Origin of the sequence: Bifidobacterium aerophilum (assembly GCF_010667685.1) — a bacterium.
GTDB classification, from domain to species: Bacteria; Actinomycetota; Actinomycetes; order Actinomycetales; family Bifidobacteriaceae; genus Bifidobacterium; species Bifidobacterium aerophilum.
Genome location: NZ_WHZW01000024.1, coordinates 1 through 25,210 on the forward strand (window position 1 = coordinate 1; position 25,210 = coordinate 25,210).

Sequence of the window (25,210 nt, forward strand, 5' to 3'; positions counted from 1 at the left end):
TAGGTTTAGGCACCACCCATTCTGCCTAGAAGCCTCTAACTATTCCCACCCCTCCATCAGAACAGCAAACACGGTCGTACGGTCGGTCGTTCTGGACGTGCCCGCGATTGTGGACCTATGATTGATAGGGTATTTCGGCAAACGCGAAGGCTGGAGGTTGCGATGACGATGGACGCAATGACGATGACCGATTCGATGCTGGATCTGGCGGACCCGGTGTCGCCGCTGTCCACGCCGGACACCGGGTCCGGCACGGCGGTGCTGGAACGTCCGCAGATCAAGGAACAGCCGCTCAAGGACGACGGCGGCGACGCGGACCGTTACGCGCACTACGTCTCCAAGGAGCGCATCGCCGAGTCGCGCATGACCGGTCGGCCGGTGGTCGCGCTGTGCGGCAAGGTGTGGGTACCCAAGCACGACCCGTCCAAGTATCCGGTCTGCCCCGACTGCAAGCGCATCTACGACGAGATGACGCGTTGAATCTGACCGGCGACGCCATACGCCGACTGGGAAACGCGACAAACGAAAGTGGGGATGAACCTACCATGAAGAGCCCGTATCGGCGGGTTTCAAGGTAGGTTCATCCCCACTTTCCGTTGTTGGGGATCAGAGGACCGTAGTCTCGGTCGGAATCACCGGCTCGCCCTTCATCAATGACTGGGCGGTGATGGGCAGTTCGGCCAACGCCCGTGCGCGGTATTCGTGCGCGGCCATGATCGCGTCATGACCCTGGTAGCGCGAATCGATCTGGCCGTGATCGACGTAGTCGACCAGCAGATCCTTCCAGCCTTCCTTCGGCTCGTAGGCGGCCAGCTCGTCCTCCGAGCCGGAGATCACATGCTCGCAGTCCGCGAGATTGTACTCGTACGAACGGTACGCGAGCTTGCGGCCCGGAATCGACGCCTTGTCCTTCGACTTCTTGGCCACCGGCTGCATCGTGCCATCCGCACTTTCGCGCTCGGTGAGCTTGTACACCATCGCGCACGTCGGCGCGCCGGATCCGGTCACGAGCATCGTGCCGACGCCGTACGAATCGACCGGCGCGGTCTGCAGCGCGGCCAGCGCATACTCGTCCAGGTCGTTCGTGACCGTGATCTTCGTATTCGTCGCGCCCAGCGCGTCCAGCTGGTTGCGCACGCGCTGCGCGAGCGAGGCGAGGTCGCCCGAGTCGATGCGGATGCCGCCCAGTTCCGGCCCGGCCACCTCGACCGCGGTCTTCACGGCCTCCTCGATGTTGTACGTGTCCACCAGCAGCGTCGTGTTCCTGCCGAGCGCCGCGATCTGCGAGGCGAACGCGTCGCGCTCCGAATCGTGCACGAGCGTGAAGCAGTGCGCGGCCGTGCCGATCGCCTTCAATCCGTACATCTGCGCGGCGAGCAGATTCGCCGTGCCCTTGAACCCGCCGATCACCGCGGCGCGTGCGGCGGCCACCGCGGCCCATTCGTTCGTACGGCGCCCGCCCATGTCCATGCACGGGCGGTCCTTCGCGGCCGACACCATGCGCGAGGCCGCCGAGGCGACCGCCGAATCATAGTTCAGGATCGACAACACCAACGTCTCGAGCAGCGTGCACTCGCCGAACGTGCCCTCGACCTGCAGGACCGGCGAGTTCGGGAAGAACATCTCGCCCTCGCGGTAGCCCTTGATCGAACCGGAGAAACGGTAGTTCTCCAGCCACTTGATCGTCTCGGGGCTCACGACCTTGCGGTCGGACAGGAACTTCAGGTCCTCGTCGTCCAGATGGAACCGTTCGAGCGCGTCGAGGATGCGCCCGGTTCCGGCCGTCACGCCATAGCGGCGGCCCTCGGGCAGATGACGCGTGTACACCTCGAACACGCATTTGCGGTTCGCCGTGCCGTCGCGCAACGTCGCGTCAAGCATCGTGTATTCATACATGTCGGTCATCAGGGCCGGTGAGTAGTCCATGGAATCTCCCTTGTTTCGTTTGCGTACCAGCCTACCGCGCCGCGCGTCCGCGGGCCAGTCGCGATACGGGAGGGCGGGAGGCGCGGAAACGCGGCCCGGTGGCACGCCCGACGCGTAGACTGACGCGTATGCGATTCATTGCGGGATTGTGGCGGCTGGCGGTCGCCGGACTGTGCTTCGTGGGGACGTACGAGGCGTGGCAGCGGCCGGAACTGTGGGTGTATTTCACGTTCCAGACCGGATTCGTGCTCGGGTTCACGATGCTGTGGGCCGCGGCGGCGAGCCTGGTCAAGGGCGTGCAGCCACCCGCATGGCTCAAGGGCGTGGTCACGCTGTACGCGCTCATCACCGCGATCGTCGCGTTCCTGCTCATGCCGCCCGACGACCCGAACTACGTGCCGCAGGTGCTCGGCATCATGACCAACACGATGCTGCACCGGATCGCGCCGATCATGGCGGTGATCGACTTCATCCTGTTCGACCCGCACCGCCGGTTCAAGTGGCATTATCCGTTCTCGTGGCTGGTCTACCTGCCGGCCTGGCTCGCGTTCATCGTGATCCGCGCGACGATCTGGCCGCATTCCGGGCCGGCCGCAGGCGGCAACCCGTACCCGTACACGTTCATCGACGCGAACGCGCTCGGATGGATGCGGTTCGGCGTCAACTGCGCGGAACTCGCGGCTGGGTTCTTCGTCCTCGCGCTGATCCTGTTCATCATCGACAGGATCGAACCGGCCAAACCGCTGCTCGGCTGAGCCGTCCGCGATCGGTACGCCGGCCGGTGCCCGGCTGGTGCTAGGTTGGGCGATATGGCTCAGATCAAGGATTTGCTTGGAAACGATACCGTGCTGCGCGGCGACGGACGCGCGGTCGACCAGCTTCGCCCGGTTCGGATCACCCGTCACTTCACCGACGTGCCGGAAGGCTCGGTGCTCATCGAATGCGGCAACACGCGCGTGATGTGCACCGCGACGTTCACGCCCGGCGTGCCGCGCTGGCGCAAGGATTCCGGACTCGGCTGGGTGACGGCAGAATACTCGATGCTGCCGCGCGCGACCGCGGAACGCACCGACCGCGAATCCGTCAAGGGCAAGATCGGCGGCCGCACGCACGAGATCAGCCGACTGATCGGACGCTGCCTGCGCGGCGTGGTCGACATGAAGGCGCTCGGCGAGAACATGGTGCAGATCGACTGCGACGTGCTGCAGGCCGACGGTGGCACGCGCACCGCGTCGATCACCGGCGCGTACGTCGCGCTCGTCGACGCGATGCGCTGGGCGGAGAAGAACAAGCACATCAAATCCGCCGACCGCGTGCTCAAGGACGTGGTGTCGGCCGTGTCGGTCGGCGTCATCGACGGCACGCCGATGCTTGACCTGCCGTATCCGGAGGACAGCCGCGCGATGACCGACATGAACGTCGCGATGACCGGTTCCGGCACGTTCATCGAAATCCAGGGCACCGCCGAACACCGCCCGTTCAACCGCGCCGAGCTCAACACGCTGCTCGACCTGGCGGAAAAGGGCAACCGCGAACTGCAGGCCGCCCAGCAGGCCGCCCTCGCGCAGGACTGATTTTTCGGGAGCATTATGAAACTCATCGTCGCCACGCATAACGAAGGCAAGCTCATCGAAATCCGCCGCATCCTCGAAGCCGGTCTCGGCGAGGACGCGGCCCGCATCGAACTCGTCTCCGCCGGCAGCCTGAACCTGCCCGACCCGGTCGAAACCGGCGTCACGTTCCAGGAGAACGCGCTGCTCAAGGCGCGTGACGTGGCTGAGCGCACCGGCTGCCCGGCCATCGCCGACGACTCGGGACTCATCGTCGACGTGATGGGCAACGCGCCCGGCATCCTGTCCGCCCGTTGGGCCGGCCGCCACGGCGACGACGCGGCGAACAACGCACTGCTGCTCGCCCAGATCGCCGATATTCCGGACGTCAAGCGCACCGCGCGGTTCCGCTGCGCCGCTGCGCTCGTCGTGCCGGATACCTCGGGCCGTGGCGCCGACGACGTTCCGGCCGTCATCGCATCCGATTCGCCGCAGGCCGAGGCCGCGCTCGCCGACCGCTATCCGATCGCCGAAGAGATCGTCGAAACCGGCGACATGCCGGGCCGCATCATCCGCGAGGCGCGCGGTACCAACGGATTCGGCTACGATCCGCTGTTCGAACCGGACGACCAGCCCGAACGGGCCGTGGTCGACGGCGAGGACGGCAGGCTCACCAGCGCCGAACTGACTTCGGCCGAAAAGAACGCGATCTCGCACCGCGGCAAGGCCCTGCGCTCGCTTGTGCCGGCGGTCGAACGGCTGCTGCACTGAGACCTAACCGTCTCCGGCCGATACGGTAGAGGTCCGTCTGTCTTGCGGGGTGGAATGCGGCGGCTGTCGCTGGTCTGCCCCGCTAAGAACGCACTGTGCGGGGCCAATCAGCCGTGTTATACGGGAAATGCCCCGCTAAGGTGTCCTTAACGGGGCGATACGGCGGACACTTCCGCGATCCGCCCCGCCGAGAGGCCCATTTGCGTGGCGAATCGACGACGACGCCATGAATCGGCTCCGCCGGAAGCCGGACGGCGATAAGATCGAACATGCCGATCATCGCGCATGCCATGCGGCCGTTGTACCAAGCGATACCAAGAAAGGATGTGGTCATGCGATCCTTCGCACTCGCCACGCTCACTCCGGACGAATTCGACGCGTTCTCCGCGTCCCATCCGCAAGGCAACTTCCAGCAGACTTCGGCGGCCGGCCGCATGCGTGCCGCGCAGGGCGTGGACGTCGAATACCTGGCCGTGCGTGAGGATGGTCGCGTCGTCGCCGCGGCGTTGTTCGAGACGCGCCACTCGCGCATCTCCACGTTCGCCGTCATCCATGACGGGCCCCTGTGCGACCTGCACGACCGGGAACTGGCCACGTACTTCATCACGCAGCTCAAGGCCCACGCCAAGGCGAAGGGCGCGTCATACCTGGAGCTCACGCCGGAACTGCCGTACCTGCTGCGCGACACGGACGGCGAACCGCTGCCGGACGCGGTGCCGGCCGACGATGCGGTCGAGCTGCTCAAGGAGCTCGGCTTCGCTCACGACGGGTTCACGCGCGAGTACACGCCGGTTCCGCGATGGCGGTATCTCAAGGATCTGACCGGACTGACCGACGAGAAGACGCTGCTCAAGTCGTACGACAAGCGCACGCAGTGGAGCGTCAAGAGGGCCTCGTCGATGGGCGTGCACGTGCGCGAACTGGCCGACGACGAGCTCGGCGTGTTCGCGTCGATCGAACAGCAGACCGCGGAACGACGTAGCTTCGAGTATCGCGGCGAGGAGTATTTCCGCCGGTTCAAGAAGGCGTATGGCAAAGCCGCGCACTTCATGGTCGCGGAGATCCACATCGCCGAATACATCGCCGACATGCAGGGCAAACGCGCGGCGCTGCAGCGCAAGGTGGACGATCTGCAGGCCAAGTACGATGCGCATCCGACCACGAAGACGGAACGTCAGCTGGGGGAGGAGACGCGCAATCTGGCCGCCGCGGACAAGCGTCTCGCCGAGGCCGCCGAATTCGCGAAGGACGGCGACGTGCTGCCTGCGGCCGCTTCGCTGTTCGTGGAGCATCCGCGCGAAACCATCTACCTGTTCTCGGGCAGCGTGGAGCAGTACAAGCCGTTCTACGCGTCCGCGCTCATCCAGCATTACGCCATGCTGCACCTGTGCATCGAGCGCGGCGTGACCCGGTACAACTTCTACGGCATCGACGGCATCTTCGATGACCCGGACGACGAGGGGCGTGGCGTGCTCGAGTTCAAGCAGGGCTTCAACGGGTATGTCGAGGAACTGCTCGGCCGTTTCGAGGCGCCGGTGCGCCCGGTGCGCTACCGGCTAGAACGCCTGGCGCACAAGCTGCTGCGGCGGTAGGGGATTGACGATGCAATGATGATGCGGAAATGGCCGGGATCGGGTTCGATCCCGGCCATTTCCGCATCGGGTCGGATGCCGGCCGGTACGGACGTCACGCCGGCAGCAGGAAGTTCGCGCCGGTCATCAGGCAGATCGCGATGATCGCCGAGGTAGCGAGCGTGAAGCCGGCGAGCTTCGCGTTGCCGAGCACCTTGTCGGTGAACAGCGTCGAGAACACGGCGGTCGGCGCGAGGGTGAGCATCACCGCGGCCTTGCGCACGCCGGCGTCGAACGGCAGCAGGAACCATGCGGCGCAGGCGAACAGCAGTCCCAGCGGCAGTCGCCAGCCGAGCACGCGGGCCACGTCCTTCACGTCCTTGGCCGTGTGCGGCAGATCCATCAGCATGCCCACCATGAACACCGAGCAGAACGAGTTCGCGTCGGCCACCGGCTGCAGCAGCGTCGGCACGACGGCCGGGATCTTCAGATCGAACAGCATGATCACGATCATGAGCATGTAGATGTCGAACGGAATCGACGTGACGAAACCCATGATGATCTTGCGCAGCTTCGCGCGCCGGGCCATGCGCCTCGCGTCGCGGTCGGTCGGGCGCACGTACGGCACGGTCGGCGCGTCGCCCGCATGCTGTTCGGTCAGCGGCTTGTCCATGTCGATGTGCAGCAGCGACGTGGTCATCACGTTCGTGCCGGCCGTCACCATGATCGAATTGCCGACGTCGAACATCGCCGCCGTGATCAGGGCGGACGGTCCCATGAACGCCTGCAGGACGGGGAAGCAGAAGTTGCCCACGTTGAAGCCGGACGCGTTGAGCATGAGGAACGCGCGGTCGGCGACCGGCTTATGACGCGTGGCCAGGTAGACGAGCGGCAGCGGCAGCATCGCGCACAGGAAGCCGAACGCGGAGATCAGCAGCATGCTGATATGGTGCGGATTCGTGGCGAACGAGACGATGACGGAGGCGGGCAGCGTGAAGTTGAACACGACGACCTGCATGACGCGGTAGTCGCGTGACCTGAACAGGCCGGCCCGCTTGACCGCGTACGCGGCGAAGATGATGATCAGGAACGCGATGGGCTTGAGCATGGCGGACATGGCTGCGTGGTTCCTCTCCCGTGTTCGATCTGGCCCGGCCCGATCGTTGGCCGGCGCAAGGCCGCAAGGGAGTCGGGGAGTGCGCGCGATGGGACTCGAACCCACACGTACAAGACACAGGAACCTAAATCCTGCGCGTCTACCAATTCCGCCACGCGCGCGCAAGGTGCCAATCTAGCATGAGCCATGCCTTATAGGCACGATCGTGTCCGTATGTCTTCCGTATGTCCGCGGTCGTATCCGTGACGGCGAAATGAAAAACCCCGAACCACATGGTCCGGGGTGATGGAGCCACTTGACAGAATCGAACTGTCGACCTGCTCATTACGAGTGAGCCGCTCTACCGACTGAGCTAAAGTGGCTTGTTGCTCGGATCGCATACGCTTTCCGTGCACAAGATGAAGACTATAGCGCATGTCGTGGAATTCGCAAAATCCCGTCGTGTCGCGTGTGAGAACGCGGCTTTGCGGGGGTGGATTTGACAAGACGGTCGCGCTCTGCGGGGGAGGCGGCTGCGGCGGTTCGCCAGCGGCCGTCGGGCGACGCGAGGCGAGGATGGGCTGGGCGGGTCCGCAGGTCGGATGAAGCGGGATCCGTCTCCTGTGGCGGCGTGTTCACCGGCCCGTTGCCTGGCCGTTATTTTGTGTGATTATGTCTGCTTTTGTGAGTAGCTTGTTCAGTGAAGTAACCGGCGCGGCCCGTGGTCTCCTCACGGCGGCCTGACGGGCGGCGCCGCTTCGCAAGTGATGATGAAAGGACCAACACATGGCCATCAATCCTCCCATTGACGCCACCCAGACCCCGGCCTGGGCCGCCCTGCAGAAGCACTATGACGAGCTTCAGGCCGAGGGCATCAGCCTCAAGAAGTGGTTCGCCGAGGACTCCACCCGCGTGGATTCCCTGAGCTTCGACGCCGGCGACCTGCACTTCGATCTGTCCAAGAACCTGATCAAGCCGGAAACCCTTAAGCTGTTCGCCGAACTGGCCAAGGAAGTCAAGCTCGACGAGCGCACCAAGGCCATGTACTCCGGCGTGCACATCAACAACACCGAGGACCGCGCCGTCCTGCACACCGCGCTGCGCCGTCCGGTCGAGGACGAGGGCAAGTACATCGTCGACGGCCAGGACACCGTCAAGGACGTGCGTGAGGTGCTCGACCGCATCTACAAGTTCGCCGACGAGGTGCGTTCCGGCAAGTGGACCGGCATCACCGGCCGCAAGATCGAGACCGTCGTCAACATCGGCATCGGCGGTTCCGACCTGGGCCCCGTCATGGTGTACGAGGCGCTCAAGCCGTACGCGGACGCCGGCATCTCCGCCCGCTACATCTCCAACATCGATCCGAACGACCTGGCCGAGAAGACCAAGGGCCTCGACCCGGAGACCACCCTGTTCATCATCGTCTCCAAGACCTTCACCACGCTGGAGACCCTGACCAACGCCCGTGAGGCTCGCACCTGGCTACTTGAGGAGCTCGTCGCCAACGGCGCCATCGCCGAAGGCGACGAGGCCGCCCGCGCCGAAGCCATCAAGAAGCACTTCGTGGCCGTCTCCACCAACCTGGAGAAGGTCGCCGAGTTCGGCATCGACCCGAACAACGCGTTCGGCTTCTGGAACTGGGTCGGCGGCCGCTACTCCGTCGACTCCGCCGTCGGCACCTCGCTCGCCGTCGTCTTCGGCCCGGCCCGCTTCGAGGAGTTCCTGCACGGCTTCCACGAGATCGACGAGTACTTCGCGAACACCCCGTTCGAGAAGAACGTCGTCGTGCTGCTCGGCATGCTGAACGTGTGGTACCGCAACTTCTTCAAGGTCGCCTCCCACGCCGTGCTGCCGTACGACCAGTACCTGCACCGCTTTCCGGCGTACCTGCAGCAGCTGACCATGGAGTCCAACGGCAAGTCCGTGCGTTGGGACGGCACCCCGGTCACCACCGAGACCGGCGAGATCTTCTGGGGCGAGCCGGGCACCAACGGCCAGCACGCCTTCTACCAGCTGATCCACCAGGGCACCCAGCTCATCCCGGCCGACTTCATCGCGTTCGTCAACACCCCGAACCCGACCAAGGACGGCGACCAGGACGTGCACGAGCTGTTCCTCGGCAACTACTTCGCGCAGACCAAGGCGCTCGCGTTCGGCAAGACCGCCGACGAGGTCCGCGCCGAGGGCACCCCGGAGGAGATCGTCCCGGCCCGCGTGTTCACCGGCAACCGCCCGACCACCTCGATCTTCGGCGTCGCGCTGACCCCGTTCGCGGTCGGCGAGCTCATCGCCCTGTACGAGCACATCACCTTCGTCGAGGGCACCGTGTGGGGCCTGGACTCCTACGATCAGTGGGGCGTCGAGCTCGGCAAGCAGCTCGCCAAGCAGATCACCCCGGCGATCTCGCAGGACGACGAGGCCCTGGCCGCGCAGGACGCGTCCACCCAGTCGCTCATCAAGTTCTACCGTGCGAATCGCGAGTTCTGATTTCTGACTCGCTGATGCGGCGCTGAGCCGAGGCTCCTCTCCTTTGCGGAGGGGAGCCTCTTTGCGTATGTATGGGATCTGCTGACGTATGATGTGACTGTTGCGACGCTGGCATGCGAGGGGGAGCGCGATGAAGGACGATCAGATGCCGTGGGACGCCGATGCCGGTGTCGGCCGTGACGGCTCCGGCAGGGGTGATCCCGCCGCCGCCGGCAAGACCGGTCCCGTTGGCCGCCGCAATCCGTACGTCGTCGATGACGATGTCCCGTCAGTGAACGATACCGCGGATGTCGAGGACGATGCCGAGAACGACATCGCGGATGCCGACGACCTGTCCGAGGCGATCGCCGCCGAGACCGTGCGTCGGATGCGCATGCCGCGCTGGCTGGCGCTGCTCATCGCCGTGATCGTGGTCGTCGCCGGCGCGGGCGGATTCATGTTCCACCGCGCCAGACAGGGCGGTTCGGCGGTCAACTGTTCGGCCAGCAGCGATATCGACTACTGCTACGGCGGATTCACGCCGCTCGAACCGTCAGGGGACAAGCTCTCCATGAACGCCGCCTCCGACTACTTCGACACGGCCGTCCGTCCGGTGTATCCGGCCGACGCCGCCCTGCGTACGGCGATACTGTCGGGCGATCTCGACGCCGTCCACAAAGCGGCCGCCACCGCCCGCGACACGACCCTGCGGGCCGCGCGCACATTGGCCGCGCGCACCTGGCCCGACCAGCTCGACAAGCCGATCCGCGGCGCGATCATCGAATACCAGCATCGCGCGTCCATCTACGGCAACGTCATCACGAACACCGATCGGGAAGCCATCGAGGACCTGATCTTCCGCACGCTGTCGGCCACGCGCGCCTCGTCCGACATCCAGCGGCTCGTCCGCACTCGACTCGAACTCGATGCCGTGCCCGAACCGGACGCGCCGCTCGCCGTCACCGCGGTCAAGGACGCCGGCGAATGCCAGCAGCTCGCGCTCATCGGCGACGACGACCGCACCGTGACCCGACGCTGCGTCACGCTCACCGTCGTCAGCCATGTGCCGGCGAACGTGCCGTATCTGGCCATGCGGCTCAACCTGCTCGACGCCGACGGCACGACCGTCGCCACCGACCTGCTCGCCAGCACGCCGGCCGACGTCGACGATCCGAACTACATCCACGACGACGGCACCGTCACGCTCACGGTCGGCATCAATCCGCGGATCGTGCGTTCCGGATACCGTCTCGCCGCATCCGGCTGGTCGGTGCACACCGCCGACGACCTCATCATCAGCGACGATTACACGGCGACGCAAGCGGCCGCGATCACGCCGCTCAACGAGTTCCGCATCGCATGAGACGAAACGCAAGGTCTACGGGCAGGGAAGAGGGAAACGCGATGACAGACGATCCGACACGGCGCGGCGACGGCGATGCGCGGCACGTGGGACACCGGCGCGGAGGCATTCGCAAACGTAACAATGATGCCGTCCCGCACGATGCCGCCGACTCCATCCCGCCCGTCATTCTCGCCGCGATCCCGTCCTGGAAACCGACCGTCTGGACGTTCCTCGTGCCGGCCGTCCTCGTCGTCGTGGCCGCGATCGGCGGATACCTGCTCGGCGGCGTGCAGGCGATCAGCTCCGACATGTGCATGTCCGATGCGCTGTCCCAAGTGAACGGCCGTTCGCCGTCGCCCGTCGACTATCCCACGTACGACGGTCCGGAACTCACGCGGCGGGAAGCCGCGCAATACTACGCCAAGGCGGTCACCGCATCGTGGCAGACCGTCGAGGACGCGCTGCCGACGCTCGCCGGCGACGACCTGAACGCCATCCACGAACAGGCTGGCACGGTCGCCGACGCGCTGCACCGCAGCTACGCGATGCTGCTCGCGCGCACCTGGCCGGACGATGTCACCGACGACCTCGACGACGTCGTCAAACGGTACGGCAACCTCGAACGGTCGGCGCGATACGCGGCCGAATCCATCGTCGCCGCCGACGCGAACGATCTGATGCGTGACCTGATCTCCTTCGGCAATCACGCCGACGCCGAGCTGCGCGACGATCTCGGGTTGCCGGCCGGCACGCCGTTCACGCCGCCGTTCGACATCGTGGCCGTCACCGACCAGGGCGTCTACGATGCCGCCGCCAACGAGGACGACCGGTCGATCAACGACGGCAAGCGCATCGTCGACGTGACCGTGCGCAGCCGCGTGCCAGGCACGCTGAATTCGGTGAACATGTCCGTTTCCATATATTCGGCGATCGGCCGCAACGTCGGCACCGCGGACGGCGGCGTGGACGGCCTCGCGCTCAGGCAAGGCCAGTCGGTCGTCGTGCCGGTGGCGATCGACCCAGATCTGGCGGACGGCGGCGCGACGCTCGCGTTGAAGACGATCTGGACTCATGGCAGCGTCTCGTCGGTCATGATCAGTCTGGACGTGGAGGACGGGGATGCTTCCGGCGGTGACGTTTCCGTTCCGGCTGCCGACTCGCTGAGCCGGCTCGGCGTGTTCGCCGACTTCCGGCTGCGGTGACGGTCGGCGACGGTCGGCGACGTGTGACGACGGTCAGCGAATGCTTGCGCCAATATCGCGCGTAGTTCATACGGTGATGCAAATGTCCGCATATCGGACGGGCAGATAATCGTAACATGGTCTGCGATAGCGTACCGATATGCCTGTAGGACACGGTCTGGGGTGAAAAAGACCGTGCTCCCTGGTGCGCCTCGCACCGGCATGAAGGAGAAGAATCATGCGACATTCGTTTGCATTGCCCAATTCGTTGCCCGGCAAATTCGTAACCGGCTGCGCCGCGGTCGCCATGGCGCTGTCATGCGCCGGCATGGGCGCGTTCGCCACGACCGCACTCGCCGCCGACGAACCGGTGTACTCGCCGGTCGAACCGTCCGATGCGGCCCGCAACTACGCGGTCAACCTGCCCGAAGGATCCACCGAAGCCCAGCTCAAGGCCGCCGTCGCCGAAGCCGAGAAGATGGGCGACGTCGTGGCCCTTGCCCAATACCCGCAGTTCGGCACGTTCTTCGTGCAGGCCAAGTCGAAGAGCTTCGCCAAGGACTATGCCGCCAAGGCCACGGCGGACGGCATCTCGCTCGTTTCGGTCGGTGCGACCCGACAGGCCCGTGTGCCTGATGGGGAGAACGTGGTCGACAAGTACGGCAAGAGCGGGGCGAGCCTGTTCTCGCTGCGTCGCCTGAGCGACGACAGCCAGTTCGCCAAGGAGCAGGCGCTGCAATCCGACCCGGCCACCACGGCGAACGGCGCATGGGGCGTCCTGGCGATCGGCGCGGACAAGGCCGCCGACATCACCGACAAGGACGTGCCGCTGGCCCCGGTGACCGTCGGCGTGATCGATGCCGGCATCGACGCCCGCCACGCCGAATTCCGCAACAGCGACGGCAGCAGCCAGATCGACGCCAGCCGGTCGGTGGGCTGCCAGAACAATGGCATCCCGGACCAAAGCTATGAGGCGTGGCAGCCTACCACCAGCTCGCACGGCACGCACGTCGCCGGCACGATCGCCGCCGCCAGCAACGGCGTCGGCGTGGACGGCGTCGATCCGAAGGTCAAGATCGTCGCGATCAAGGCCGGAAACGACGCGGGATCCCTGTATCCGGAATACGTGGTGTGCGCGTTCGACTGGGCCGCCAACCACGGCATCGACGTGACCAACAACAGCTACTACGTCGATCCTTGGGAATTCTGGGTGCCGTCCGACCCGACGCAGGCCGCCGGCTATGAGGCCGTACGCCGCGCCGTCGCCTACGCGACGTCCAAGGGCGTCGTCTCCGTGGCCGCCGCCGGCAACTCCGACCAGAACCTCGATGATCCGGCCCCCGATTCGGGCAGCCCGAACGACGTGTCCGGCGATCCGGACGGCAAGACCGTCATCAAGGACCGCGACGTGAAGAACGGCGTCGACATCCCCGCGCAACTGCCCGGAGTAGTGAACGTCTCCGCCGTCGGCGAAACCAAGTGGGGCGAGCTCGGCAGCTACTCGCGTGCCTCCTTCTCGAACTACGGCGCCAAGAACATCGACGTGGCCGCGCCCGGCCTGTACATCTATTCGTCCGTCGACCCCGACATCGACGGCGGCTCCTACAGCTACTACAGCGGAACGTCCATGGCCTCCCCGCACGCGGCCGGAGTCGCGGCCCTCATCAAGGGCATCCACCCGGACTACACGCCTGAACAGGTCGTCGCGCTCATGAAGAAGCAGGCCGCGGAACACTACGGCCAGCTGGCCGACCCGTCCGGCGACGCCGGCAAGGAATATCGTGGCGCCGGCCTGGTGAACGCGCTCGCCGCGGTCACCAAGGACCAGCCGCAGCCGACGCTCTCGGAGCCGGAATACTCCACCGACGGCGGCAAGACATGGTCCCCGCTCAAGGACGCCACCGTCAAGGGCAAGGCCACCGTGCGCGTGAGCGCCAGTGGCCCGGTCAGCGCGCTGTCGTTGACCGTCGCCGGCAAGTCCGGCAGCGCGAAGGCCGAAAAGAAGGCGCACGACAATGCGCTGACCGTCTCCGTGGACGTCACGTTCGACAAGGCCGGCAAGCAGAGCGCCGACGTCGCGGCCAATGGCCTCAACGACTACGCCGAGGCCGATGACGACGTGTCCGCGTCCACCGCGTTCGCGTCCGCGGCGGCCGATGCCGGCGGATCCGGGGATCAGGGCGGCGACAAGGGCAATGGCGGCGCGACGGTTCCGGGCTCCAAGCCCGAAGCCAAGCCGGTCGTCAAGACGCAGACGCCCGTCAAGCCGTCCGACGGCAAGATCGGCGACACCGGCGCGGCCGTGGCGGCCGTGGCCGTCGTGGCCGTGGCGCTTGCCGCGATCGCCGGTGCCATCCTCGTGCGTCGCAAGCGCGCGTAGGACGGGCATCGTCCGCCGCGGCGTCCGATGACGCCGTAGGCGTTCGGGAGGGCCATGCCGGCATGCGCGCCGGCATGGCCCTCCCGTCGTTTCCGCGATACCGCGGCGATACCGAGATGAGGGTATCGTGGAGTACGGGAACGTCACTGACCTAGCAAGGAGGCAGCATGGTAACGACCTACAACACCGATTACCCGATGGCGGCCAAGGTGTATTTCACACGTGACATCAGCCCGGCCGGACTGATGCGGGTCTACGAGGCGCTGAACGCCCGCCCGCAGGGCAAGGTCGCGGTCAAGCTCAGCTCCGGCGAAGGCGGCAACAAGCACTACCTGCAGCCGGCGCTCATCGCCGATCTCGTGCACGAGCTCGACGGCACGATCGTCGAATGCAACACCGCGTACCCGGGCACGCGCGACACCAGCGAACACCACTGGCAGACCATCCGCGAGCACGGCTTCACCGACATCGCGCCGTGCGACATCCAGGACGAGGAGGGCGAGATCACGATCCCGGTCGAAGGCGGCAAACGCATCACCGGCGACATCGTCGGCTCGCACTTCCCGAACTACGACTACTACGCCGTGCTGTCGCATTTCAAGGGGCGCGTGATGGGCGGCTTCGGCGGCGCGCTCAAGAACATCTCGATCGGCATGGCCTCGTCGAACGGCAAGCGCCGTCTGCATTCCGGCGGCGACAAGATCCTCGACAACCCGTTCAGCGGCGACCAGGACGCGTTCCTCGAAGCGATGGCCGAAGCGGCGACCGCCGTGTTCAACGCGCTCAAGGGCAACATGCTGTTCATCAACGTGATGAACAACCTGTCGGTCGACTGCGACTGCGACGGCAACCCGCATGCGCCGTGCATGCACGACATCGGCATCTTCTCGTCGCTCGACCCGGTGGCCGTCGACCAGGCGTGCGTCGACCGGATCTACACGTCCGACGAGGACAACTCGGCGATGATCGAACGCATCGAATCGCGCCACGGCATCCACACCATCGAACACGCGGTCGAGATGGGGCTCGGCAGCCGCGAATACCAGCTCGTGGACCTCGACCAGCGCTGAGTCTGACCGTCGTCTCGTAAAAAAGGAGAACGTGCAATGCAACCAACCGAAACCGCTGAAACCGTCAAGAACCGTTCGTTCACGGCCGCGCTGCCGTCGGTGAAATTCCAGACCGCCGCCGCGATCATCGCCGTGGTCGCGGCCGTCGCACTGCCGCAGGTGTTCCACGTCGCCGGTGCTGCGCTCGGCCTCGGCGCTATGGTCGGCCAGACCCTGCTGCCGATGCACCTGCCGGTACTGCTCGTCGGCCTGTTGGCCGGCCCGTTCGCGGGACTGGCGACCGGTGCGTTCGCGCCGATCGTGAGCTTCCTGCTCACCGGCATGCCGATGGCCCCGATGGTGCCGTTCATGGTGATCGAACTCGCCGCATACGGCCTGTTCGCCGGACTTCTGCGCGGCGTGCGCCTGCCGGCCGCCGTGCCGTCGCCGCTCGGCTGGCTCGTCAAGCTGGTCGGCGCGCAGGTCGCGGGACGGATCGCCGACGCGCTCGCGATCGCCGTGGCCGTGTCGCTGCTCGGCAACACGACGATGACCGTCGCGTCCGTGGCCGCCGCGGTCGTTACTGGGCTGCCGGGACTCGCGTTGCAGTGGGTGCTCGTGCCCGTGATCATGACCGCCGTGGATCGCCGCCGTGACTGAGCGTGATCTCGATCTGGCGAAGGCCACGCTGCTGGGCGACGAATCGCTCGGTTGCGCGGCCTGCCGCACCGATGCCGTAAGCGGCCGGACGACGACCCTGACCGGCACCGGCCGAGGCGTGCGTCCGCTATTGCAGTGGCTGGCGGACGGACAACGATTGGACGGATTCGCGGCCGCCGACCGCGTGGTCGGCAAGGGCGCGGCACTGCTGTACGCGCGGCTCGGAGCCTGTGCCGTCTACGCGCAGACCATGAGCGAAGCCGGTCTGGCGGCGTTGCGGTCCAACGGCATCGCCGCCGGCTACGGCACGCTCGTGCCGCGCATCCTCAACCGCGACAAAACCGGCCTGTGCCCGATCGAACGATCCGTCGCGTCGATCGACGATCCGGCCGACGCCGAGCCGGCCATCCGCGCCGCCGTCGCCGAGCTCATGGCCCGCCGGTAGACGATCCCCGTCCTCGCGCGCAAACCAACGCAATATGACCCGTTAGCGTTGGTTTGCGCGGGGACGGGGTATCTTTCCATGCGCAAACCAAGTTCGGAGGCGGTTTTGCGTTGGTTTGCGCGGGGAAACATGGAACGGCCCTGTGCGGCGGATATGACGAATATGGCGCGTGCGGGGGATAGCGAGGATTCCGCCTTCTGCAGGGCGATGCCGTTGGGACGTCAATGGTGATGTTTCCGATGCGGGGATCGGCTGCTATCGGCCCTGCGGCCCAATATGCTCCTGCGTTCGTCCGCGTTATTTATGACATCCGTTTTGGCGGTTATTACATTACGGGGGTCGGTGTCTGGTATCGGAGTGCGGACGATTTTATGATGCATCTCAGAGATGTCTGAACGTTTGCCGAGAGGAGTGAAACGATGGGGAGGGGGTATGTGATTTCGGTCGCCATCGTGGATGACGACAAGGGCGACGCGACCATGCTCGCCGAACGATTGGCTTCGCTCTCGCTCGATATTCCTCCGGACGTGACCGCCGTCCGCGCCCGGTCCCATGCGGCGAACGGCGGGACGGATCCGGTCGACTTCGTGACCTCGGTATTCGGCGACGCGGACTCTTTGGAGGCGGCGTTGTCCGATCACACCTACGACGTCGTGTTCATGGACATTCATCTGGGCGGGGAGCAGGAGACCGGCATCGACGTGGTCTCCCGGCTGTTTCCGCCGGGTTCCGGCACGCAGATCGTCTACGTCACCCGATATCCGCAATACCATACGCAGGTGTATGCCACGGAACACCTGAGCTTCCTGACCAAACCGATCTCCGACGATGACCTGCGCAACGTGCTCGTCCAGGCGGTGAGACATCTCGACAGTCAGCGTAACCGTCCGATTCGCGTGCTGTCCGGCACATCCATGTACGCAATCGAACCGCGTGAGATCCGTTATATCGAAAGCACCCGTCGCGTATTGCACATCCATGCCATCAGCGTGATCAGCACCTACGCGACGCTGAGCCAGTTCTGCCGGCTGTTGCCACGGCAGTTCCTGCAGTGCCATAAAAGCTTCGTCTTCAATATGGATTATTTCAAGGTGTTCACCGGCGACCGAATCATCCTGCTCACCGGCGAGTCGATTCCCGTCAGCCAACGTCGCCGCGCATACACGCGGGACCGCCTGAATGCGTATCTTCGCGGAATCTGACGTTGCGGATCGCCGTTGCCGCCGATCGCCGCGCTCGGATCCGCGGCGGCCTCGTTTTTGACATGGGCGCCATCGTTGGTGACGACGGCCTGTTTCCCTCGAAAATGCGACATTAGCCTTGAAACTGTTCAGCCGGAAGCGGGGCAAGGGGGATGACATGGCGGTAATCGGCATCGATCTGGGTACCACGTATTCCGCCGCGGCCGTGTCCATCGACGGCCACAGCGCACAGGTGCTGCCGAACCAGGAAGGGCAGAACACCACGCCGTCCGTCGTGTTCTTCCCGGACACCGATGGCGCCGAGGAGCCGATGGTCGGCGAGATGGCCAAGAACTCGGCCGCCGGATCGCCCTACAACGTCGTGCAGTTCATCAAACGCCAGATGGGCAACCCCGATTTCGTCTACACCTCGCCGAACGGCACGGATTTCCGGCCCGAGGAGATTTCGGCGCTGATCCTGAAATACATCAAGCAGTACGCCGAGCTCGATCTCGGAGAGCCGGTGACCGACGCCGTCATCACGGTGCCCGCATACTTCGACGACGCCCGGCGCACGGCGACCAAGCAGGCCGGCAAACTCGCCGGATTCAACGTGCTGCAGGTGTTCAACGAGCCGACCGCTGCGGCCATCGCCTACGGCCTGACCTCGCAGAACAACGGTCGCGTGCTTGTCTACGACCTGGGCGGCGGCACGTTCGACATCACGCTGATGGAAATCCGCGACGGTTCGTTCAACGTGATCGCCACCGACGGCGACCCGAACCTCGGCGGCTTCGACTTCGACAATGAGATCAGCAAGCTGATCGTCGCCGACCTGGCCAAGCAAGGCTATACGGTGGACGAGTACGACGATCAGCTGTATGCCGAAATCCGCGAAAAGTCTGAAATCCTCAAGCGCGGTCTGAGCAATGTGGCGCAAAGCACCGCCATCTTCACCATCGACGGCAAAACCTACCGCGTGCGCATCACGCGCGACGAATTCGAAGCGGCCACGGAAACCCTGCTCAAGCGCACCCAGGAGCGGCTTGAGCTGCTGCTTGAAAATCAGCATGTGCAGTGGAGCGGCATCGACTATCTGCTGATGATCGGCGGCTCGACCCGCATGCCGATGGTGCGCAGGATGCTGGAACGGCTTTCCGGCCGTCAGCTCAGGCACGAGATCGACCCGGACACGGCGGTGGCGATCGGCGCGGCCATCTATGCGGCAAGCCTGAGCGCGCCCGGCGGCGGTTCCGCCGCGTCGGACGCCGACGGCGCCACCGCCGGCTCGACCGGTTCGGACATCGTCATTTCCGACGTCACCTCGCAATCGCTGGGCGTGATCGTCGTCGGCCCGAACGACAGGGATGTCAACAGCATCATCATCCGCAACAACACGCCCATCCCGGCCAAGGCCTCGGACGTGTTCTACACGACCGTCGACAACCAGCGAGCGCTCAACGTGCAGGTCACCGAAGGCAACGACGACGATCCGCGATACGTGAAGATACTGGCCAACCAGATACTGCCGGTGCCGCCGCATCCCGCCGGCTCGCCCATCCGCGTCACGTTCGCCTACGACATCGATCAGACCGTGTTCGTCGAGGTCGAGGACCTGACGGAGAACCGTTCGCTCGGCACGTTCGACATCGATCGCACGGCGAACATGTCCAACGCGCAGATGCGGCAGGCGCAGAGCAAGATCGACGGCATGAACGTGGACTGAGGGGAGCGTGACCGATGACAACGTCAATGTCCACGCCGACGACGCAGCCGGCCGGGAACGCCGGCGTGACGACGGACGACGCCGCGCGCATCCTCGCCGGACTCAATCAGCTGACCGATCTGTTCCGTCGCCGTCTGCTCGACGACAAGGCCAAGGCGCAGGCCATCGACGCATTGTCCGCGGCGGCAGACGCCCAGCGACTCGCCCCGCTGTGCCGCGAATTCGCGCTGTTGCTGGACCGGCTTGCGGCATATCGCGGCGACGATGCCGATGCGCGGGATTTCGTCGCTTCGATCGGCGATGAGATCCTGGCGATCCTGGCGCATTACGGATTCGAGCCGATAGCCTCGCCGAAGACGTTCGACCCGACGACGCAGCGCATCGTCGGCGTGAGCGGGAAACCGCCGAAGGATGTGAATGGCGCCGCCGGCGTTCCCGACAACACAGTGGTGGCCGTCCGACGAGCCGGATACCGGCTGGGTGGCACGGTCATCCGGCCGGAAGAAGTGATTGTCTACCGCAGCGCCCGTACTCCTGCGGAAGCTGACGGAAAGAGCGAGGATGCCGCCGGATCCGCATCGTGATGCGGCGGAGTGCTCGATCAATAGACCATAAGAAGAAGGAGCCATCATGGCAGAGAAGGTAAATTATTACGAGCTTCTCGGCGTCGCGCGGGAGGCCGGCGCCGACGAGATCCGTGCCGCCATCAAGAAGCAGCGCACCATCTGGTCGAACCGTGCCTCACGCGGCGGCACGATCGGCGCCGAAGCCCAGAACAAGGTCAAGCTCATCGGCGAAGCCGAGAAGACCCTGCTCGATGCTGCGGCTCGTGCGGCGTATGACCAGAGCCTGAATGACACGCCCGAGAAGACGTGGGTCAAGGAAGGCGAACGCGACTGGCTGCAGGTCGCTCAACAGTACATTCAGGACGGCGACGTCAAGATGGCGGAGGCCGCCATCGAACAGGCCGAACAGCAGCAGGCGGATAACCCCGAGGTGTGGGATGCCGCGATTCTGATCTACGAGAGCCTCGACGAAGGGGCGGATTGGAACCGAGTGGAGCGAGCCGCCACGCAGGCCATCCTGCTTGACCCGGATAATGCCTTCGGCTACGCGGCGCGTGGCGACGTGTACTGGAGCAAAGATGACGATGACAGGGCCAGAACCCAGTACCAGAAGGCATCCGAACTGGGACAGGCCCAAGGCAATCAGGCGATAGTGGATTATGCGCAGGAGACTTTGGTGAAGATGGACCTTCATGACGTCCTGACCAACCAAGGCGTTCAGCTCGAGAACCGTTTCAATGCCGTCATGGGCAATGGATTCATCAGCTACACGAAGGAGACCAAAGAAGAACTCGCCTCGATACGTGAAGGGTGCCAATCGCTGCTTCGTACGGTGGAAAGACTCAATGCGAGGGTGAAGAACCCCAGTTCGGATTTCAAAGAGCTGGTACGCGGCACAAAATCCGATATCGAATCCAATATCAGGAATATCGATGACGCGCTCGGCGGCGAAAAGGAGGCGATGAGGAAGCCGATCATCGTCAATGTCCTTTGCCTGGTCATATTCTTCATCCTGTGCGGCGTCGGCGGCCCGATCGGTGCGGTGCTGGGTACCGCGCTTCTCATCATGGTGATGTCTTGGATCCTGACCGGGGACAAGATTCCGGGCAATCTGAACAATCTGCCGGAAGACAGCTTCGGTCACGCCATTGGCACGGGGCGTACGGCTCTCTGGCTATTCGCCAATATGGCACTCGGCCTGTTGGCCATTTGGATCACCTCCCAAATGGGCAACTGATTCACTGAAGGCTGGCTCATCATGGCGACGCTGAACGTGGCCGAGCGCATCACGCTCGGCCGGGAAGGATTGCCGGTCGACGCGATCGGCCGCGGCAACATCTGGCTTGAAGAGGACTACAGTCCCCGCACCGTGCGCATTGCACAGGAAGTCATGCTCAAATCGTTGCTCGGCACCGATCCCGGCGAGCTGGAACTCGTCGTGTTCGACTACAACCTGCGCGGCGTCGCCGCCCCCTTCGCCGGCCTGCAGAGCGATCATCTGCTGCGCGTGCTCATCACGGAAAAGGAACTGACCGACTACTGCGACAAACTCGAGCAGCACATCCACGGCGTGCACACCGTCATCCAGGGCCGCCAGCACTCGCTGCTCGACTTTCGCGCGGCCACCGGCAAACGGGTGGAAAGCTACATCCTGGTCGTCATCACCGCCGACATGTACATGCTCGACGACCATACCAAGGAACTGCTGTCCATCCTGATGGCCGCCGGTCCGGACGCGGGCGTCACCTTCCTGGTCGTCTCGCCCACCCCGGACGACCCGAGCGTCGTATTCCTGTCGAGCAAATGCCGGGTCATCGCCACGGGCGCCGCGCCGACCCCGAACGTCGCCTCGAACGTCATCATCGACTCCTGCACCGATCTCGCCGAACGATTCGCGAAGTCCACGATGGATCCGGTGCTGTTCGAAGACGTGTGCGATACGTCGCCGCAGGCCATGTGGACGGGCAACAGCACCGACGGCGTGACCTTCGACGTCGGCATGTACGGCCTCGAAACCACACGCGTGACCATCGGCTCCAACCGCGAACAGCTGCATAATGCGCTCATCACCGGCGCCGTCGGCCAGGGCAAGTCGAACCTCATCGCCGTCATCATCCACAGCCTGTGCCAACGGTACTCGCCCCGCGAACTCGAGCTGTACCTCCTTGATTTCAAGGAGGGCGTCACGCTGCGCCAATACGCGAACATCGACCATCAGGACTACCTGCCGCACGTCCGCGCGCTCGGCTTGGAAAGCGACGTCGAGTTCGGCATGGCCGTGCTGCAGCATCTCTACGCCGTGTACCAACGGCGCATGCGCTTGTTCAAACGGCACGGATGCCAGAACATCAAGCAGTACCGCGAAGCCACGGGCGCCGTGGTTCCGCGCATCGTCGTGGTGATCGACGAGTTCCAGATGATGCTCGACGACAAGGCGACGGCGCGCGAGGTCGTGGACATGCTCTCGCGTTCCACCCGACTGTTCCGCGCGGCGGGCATCCACTTCATCCTCGCCTCGCAGACCATCGCCAGCGGCATCGCGCTGAGCAAGGATTCCGACATCTTCGCGCAGACGCCGATCCGCATGGCGCACCGCAATTCCGTCCGCGAATCCGAGGCGACGCTCGGCCTGGGCAACACGGCCGCCGCCGACCTGCACATGGGTCAGGCCATCGTGAACCTCGATTACGGTGCCATCGCCTCGAACCGCAAGGTTTCCGTGGCATGGGCCGACGACAAGGTACTTGCCGGGCTGCGGTGCAATTGGTGGCTGCATGCGCGGAATTTCACGAGGCCGCCGTATGTGTACGACGGTACGAAAACCATTCGTCTGGATGCGGCGGCGGACGATCTGCTCGCTTCGCGCGGCGGGCGTCCGGAACTGTTCGTCGGGGAGCGCATCTCCGTGGGCGGCACCGCGCTGAGACTGGATTTCGGCGAGGACTCCGGCCGCAACCTCGCGGTATTCGGAGCCGGCGAGGAACAATTCGACGATGCTGCGGTCGACGCCGAGGAGGTGACCGGCATCGGGTCGGTCGCGGATGACGCATCGTCCGCGGATACGCAGGACGCACAGGGAGCATCCCGCGTCAACGCCGCGGTCGGTCTGCTGCAGAACGCGGCGATCGCGCTCGCCGTACGCAACACCAAGGGCAATGCGCGGTTCATCATATGCGATCTGACCGAAGCGGACATCGCGCGGCGCAATGACATGAACGGGTTCTACCAGTTCATGGAGTCCATCGGATTCCCCATCGAACGCGTGGAACGTGACGGATTGGGTTCGGTGGTCGATGATCTCGCCGATTCGTTGGGCTCGCGCACGGACGAGGACGATCTGGTCTACCTGATCGGCTTCGGCCTCGACAAGGTGGCCGACATGCCGAACAGTTTCGGCAGACTGATCAAGGACGGGCCGGCAAAAGGCGTGCACGTGCTCGGCTGGTGGCTCAAAACCAGCATGTTCGAGTCCCATGTGGGCTTCGGCAACAACGGATACTTCGACATCAAGATCATGCTGCGGCTGGACGAACGCGACGTACAGCGACAGCTGGGTCCGTTCGTCTCGTGGAAGGCGCGGGACAACCGTGCGTTCGTGGCCGACAGCACGTATCTGTCCGAACCGGTGACGGTCATCCCGTACGCGCCGGCGAATCAGGAAACGCGGCGGCGCATCACCTCGGCATTGTTCGGATACTGAGCCGCAACGGAAAGGAGCACATATGGATGAAGTCGTCCGGCTTATCGATGACTACATATCCCGGCTGGAGGACTACAACAAGGTCTTCGTCAGTCGCCAGACGGATCTGCAGAACGACATCAGAACGTTGACCACGGCGTTCAGCGGCGCGCGAAGCGGCGACGTGCAGGGGTTCATCGACAGCATGGGCACCACGCGCGACCTGTATTCAAAGGCCGGCGAGGTGCTGTACCAAGCCAAGGAACAACTGAAACAGCTACGAGACAATCTGTTGTAAACCATCAATCCCATAACGAAAGGAACCGACATGGGAATACTGCAGGACAAACAGAACATATTGAAGGGCATCGCCAACAAGGCCGTCGAAGGCGCCCGGTACGCGAAGAACATGCATGATGTGCTTGCGCAGCTGGCCTCCGAGGTCAATACCCAGCTGGCAGGCAGCGCCACCGGAGAACGGGCCGCGTTCATCCTGAACGATGCCGCGAGCGAGCTGAATGATGTGGCGTCCGCATTGCGGGAAGCGGAATCGAAGATGGCGACCTACAGCAACCGGCTGGCGTCGTGACGGGAGGTGCGGAATCATGAATGATGTGAAAGCATACATCGCGGACGTGAGAGGTCGCATCGGCCGTCAGTTCTCGTTGATGATGATCAAACGGGACGAAGCCGAGCAGGACATCAAGACGCTCACCGAACAATTCGGCGGCGACAAGGAATTCATCGACCAGCTGTCGCAGGTTCGGGACAAATACCGTCAGGCGATGGACGCGCTGTCCATCGCCGACCAGCGTCTTGGTGTGCTGAGCGACCACCTGTGAACCGTTTCTCGGCCGTATATAGGACGTATCTCACGTACGAACGGAGGACGGTGTCATGAGCCTGATTCAGGACCGTCAGAACATGCTCCGGCGCATGGGCGCCAATGCCGAGTCCGATAGCCAAGTGGCAGGTGCGGTCAAAGGCACGCTCGAACAGTATGCCGGCGACCTGTATCAGTGGTTCGTGGAGGCAAACGTGCCCTCCTTGTCGTCGGCGGTATCCGCATTGGACAACACCGCCGGCGATCTGGGCATGCTGGCCATCGAACTTCGCGACATCGCGAAACAGGCGGAGGCGTACGAGCGTCAGTTGGGCATGTGAATCATGCCATTGCCTGGAAGGGGTTCGCCATGAGCGATGATGATTATGCGCGGTTCATGCTTGAGGAGTTCAAAGGGCTCGCCGCCCGGATCGATGTCATGCGCCACGGCCTCATAGCCGAGGCCAAGGCATTCGGCACCGCCGGGTCTGGGCCATCGGGGCGGATCCATGATGCGGTACAGCGTGCCTCGCGCCGTTGCGACCGCATCATGGATGATCTGTCCGTGTCCGGGGAACTGGTGGCGGCGTGCATCCGCGAATACGAGGATGATGCGGACCGTCGCGCACGTGCGGCGCGCGGACGATGACGCGGACGGCGGCGATGGGGGTCGTCGGTGTCCGCCCGGAACGCGCAACGGTGTGCGCGTTCCGGGCGTCTCTGTCCGCACGTCTCTGTCCGTAAGTCGCCATAGACTTGTGCTTTGCTGTGTCGAGAGGCGGGTCGCCGCATAAG

24 protein-coding genes and 2 tRNA genes are annotated in these 25,210 nt (G+C 64.6%); 22 read left to right on the top strand and 4 right to left on the bottom strand.

The features are described 5' to 3' along the window. The first annotated feature begins 168 nt into the window (after positions 1-168). Positions 169-480, top strand: coding sequence for a DUF3039 domain-containing protein (locus tag GFD25_RS10310; protein ID WP_163232620.1), 312 nt, complete (start codon positions 169-171; stop codon positions 478-480). A 126-nt stretch (positions 481-606) separates the two neighbouring features. Here GFD25_RS10310 and GFD25_RS10315 read toward each other — a convergent pair whose 3' ends face one another. Beyond that, positions 607-1,926, bottom strand: coding sequence for a nicotinate phosphoribosyltransferase (locus GFD25_RS10315; protein WP_163232551.1), 1,320 nt, complete (start codon positions 1,924-1,926; stop codon positions 607-609). 128 nt (positions 1,927-2,054) lie between these two features. Between GFD25_RS10315 and GFD25_RS10320 the strand changes: the two genes are divergently transcribed. From GFD25_RS10320 to GFD25_RS10335, 4 genes are all read left to right on the top strand, one after another. Further along, complete coding sequence (locus GFD25_RS10320; RefSeq protein ID WP_163232553.1) at positions 2,055-2,681, top strand: Pr6Pr family membrane protein; 627 nt, start codon at positions 2,055-2,057, stop codon at positions 2,679-2,681. Between the two features lie 54 nt (positions 2,682-2,735). Next, complete coding sequence (gene rph / locus GFD25_RS10325) at positions 2,736-3,500, top strand: ribonuclease PH (protein ID WP_163232555.1); 765 nt, start codon at positions 2,736-2,738, stop codon at positions 3,498-3,500. A 15-nt stretch (positions 3,501-3,515) separates the two neighbouring features. Continuing rightward, entirely contained in the window at positions 3,516-4,247 is a 732-nt protein-coding gene (locus GFD25_RS10330; RefSeq protein WP_163232557.1) for a non-canonical purine NTP pyrophosphatase, read from the top strand. 332 nt (positions 4,248-4,579) lie between these two features. Further along, complete coding sequence (locus GFD25_RS10335) at positions 4,580-5,839, top strand: aminoacyltransferase (RefSeq protein ID WP_163232559.1); 1,260 nt, start codon at positions 4,580-4,582, stop codon at positions 5,837-5,839. Positions 5,840-5,933: 94 nt separating this feature from the next. Here GFD25_RS10335 and GFD25_RS10340 read toward each other — a convergent pair whose 3' ends face one another. From GFD25_RS10340 to GFD25_RS10350, 3 genes are all read right to left on the bottom strand, one after another. Beyond that, on the bottom strand, positions 5,934-6,935 hold the full coding sequence (locus tag GFD25_RS10340) for an AEC family transporter (RefSeq protein WP_163232561.1): 1,002 nt from the start codon (positions 6,933-6,935) through the stop codon (positions 5,934-5,936). Positions 6,936-7,015: 80 nt separating this feature from the next. Then, a tRNA-Leu gene (locus GFD25_RS10345) sits at positions 7,016-7,096 on the bottom strand. 125 nt (positions 7,097-7,221) lie between these two features. Continuing rightward, positions 7,222-7,297, bottom strand: a tRNA-Thr gene (locus GFD25_RS10350). Positions 7,298-7,700: 403 nt separating this feature from the next. Here GFD25_RS10350 and pgi point away from each other — a divergent pair. From pgi to GFD25_RS10435, 17 genes are all read left to right on the top strand, one after another. Further along, the gene (gene pgi, locus GFD25_RS10355) at positions 7,701-9,401 is read left to right on the top strand and encodes a glucose-6-phosphate isomerase (protein WP_163232563.1); all 1,701 of its coding nucleotides are present in this window, start codon (positions 7,701-7,703) and stop codon (positions 9,399-9,401) included. Between the two features lie 130 nt (positions 9,402-9,531). Continuing rightward, positions 9,532-10,743 carry a hypothetical protein gene (locus GFD25_RS10360; protein ID WP_163232565.1) on the top strand — a complete coding sequence of 404 codons (1,212 nt, stop codon included), beginning with the start codon at positions 9,532-9,534 and terminating at the stop codon, positions 10,741-10,743. 41 nt (positions 10,744-10,784) lie between these two features. Continuing rightward, positions 10,785-11,927 (top strand): hypothetical protein, encoded by a 1,143-nt coding sequence (locus GFD25_RS10365; protein WP_163232567.1) that lies wholly within the window; start codon positions 10,785-10,787, stop codon positions 11,925-11,927. A 217-nt stretch (positions 11,928-12,144) separates the two neighbouring features. Next, entirely contained in the window at positions 12,145-14,286 is a 2,142-nt protein-coding gene (locus GFD25_RS10370; RefSeq protein WP_163232569.1) for a S8 family peptidase, read from the top strand. 167 nt (positions 14,287-14,453) lie between these two features. Continuing rightward, positions 14,454-15,356 carry a DUF362 domain-containing protein gene (locus GFD25_RS10375; RefSeq protein WP_204314877.1) on the top strand — a complete coding sequence of 301 codons (903 nt, stop codon included), beginning with the start codon at positions 14,454-14,456 and terminating at the stop codon, positions 15,354-15,356. Positions 15,357-15,392: 36 nt separating this feature from the next. Beyond that, a complete protein-coding gene (locus tag GFD25_RS10380) occupies positions 15,393-15,995 on the top strand; it encodes an ECF transporter S component (protein WP_163232571.1) in 603 nt (200 codons plus the stop codon). Further along, positions 15,988-16,440: a DUF1893 domain-containing protein gene (locus GFD25_RS10385; protein WP_163232573.1), complete on the top strand. Its 453-nt coding sequence runs from the start codon at positions 15,988-15,990 to the stop codon at positions 16,438-16,440. Before GFD25_RS10380 ends, GFD25_RS10385 begins: the two co-directional genes overlap by 8 nt. Before the next feature lie 419 nt (positions 16,441-16,859). Continuing rightward, entirely contained in the window at positions 16,860-17,642 is a 783-nt protein-coding gene (locus tag GFD25_RS10390) for a LytR/AlgR family response regulator transcription factor (RefSeq protein ID WP_163232575.1), read from the top strand. Positions 17,643-17,799: 157 nt separating this feature from the next. Continuing rightward, positions 17,800-19,347, top strand: a complete 1,548-nt coding sequence (locus GFD25_RS10395; RefSeq protein ID WP_163232577.1) for an Hsp70 family protein — start codon at positions 17,800-17,802, stop codon at positions 19,345-19,347. 14 nt (positions 19,348-19,361) lie between these two features. Beyond that, complete coding sequence (locus GFD25_RS10400; RefSeq protein ID WP_163232579.1) at positions 19,362-19,931, top strand: nucleotide exchange factor GrpE; 570 nt, start codon at positions 19,362-19,364, stop codon at positions 19,929-19,931. A 46-nt stretch (positions 19,932-19,977) separates the two neighbouring features. After that, positions 19,978-21,150, top strand: a complete 1,173-nt coding sequence (locus tag GFD25_RS10405) for a J domain-containing protein (RefSeq protein ID WP_163232581.1) — start codon at positions 19,978-19,980, stop codon at positions 21,148-21,150. Positions 21,151-21,171: 21 nt separating this feature from the next. Further along, positions 21,172-23,613: an FtsK/SpoIIIE domain-containing protein gene (locus GFD25_RS10410; protein ID WP_163232583.1), complete on the top strand. Its 2,442-nt coding sequence runs from the start codon at positions 21,172-21,174 to the stop codon at positions 23,611-23,613. A 22-nt stretch (positions 23,614-23,635) separates the two neighbouring features. Further along, entirely contained in the window at positions 23,636-23,890 is a 255-nt protein-coding gene (locus tag GFD25_RS10415) for a hypothetical protein (RefSeq protein ID WP_163232585.1), read from the top strand. A 30-nt stretch (positions 23,891-23,920) separates the two neighbouring features. Beyond that, positions 23,921-24,181, top strand: a complete 261-nt coding sequence (locus GFD25_RS10420) for a hypothetical protein (protein WP_163232587.1) — start codon at positions 23,921-23,923, stop codon at positions 24,179-24,181. 16 nt (positions 24,182-24,197) lie between these two features. Next, entirely contained in the window at positions 24,198-24,434 is a 237-nt protein-coding gene (locus tag GFD25_RS10425) for a hypothetical protein (RefSeq protein WP_163232589.1), read from the top strand. 55 nt (positions 24,435-24,489) lie between these two features. Beyond that, positions 24,490-24,756: a hypothetical protein gene (locus GFD25_RS10430; RefSeq protein WP_163232591.1), complete on the top strand. Its 267-nt coding sequence runs from the start codon at positions 24,490-24,492 to the stop codon at positions 24,754-24,756. 29 nt (positions 24,757-24,785) lie between these two features. After that, positions 24,786-25,064 (top strand): hypothetical protein, encoded by a 279-nt coding sequence (locus tag GFD25_RS10435; RefSeq protein WP_163232593.1) that lies wholly within the window; start codon positions 24,786-24,788, stop codon positions 25,062-25,064. Positions 25,065-25,210: the final 146 nt, after the last annotated feature.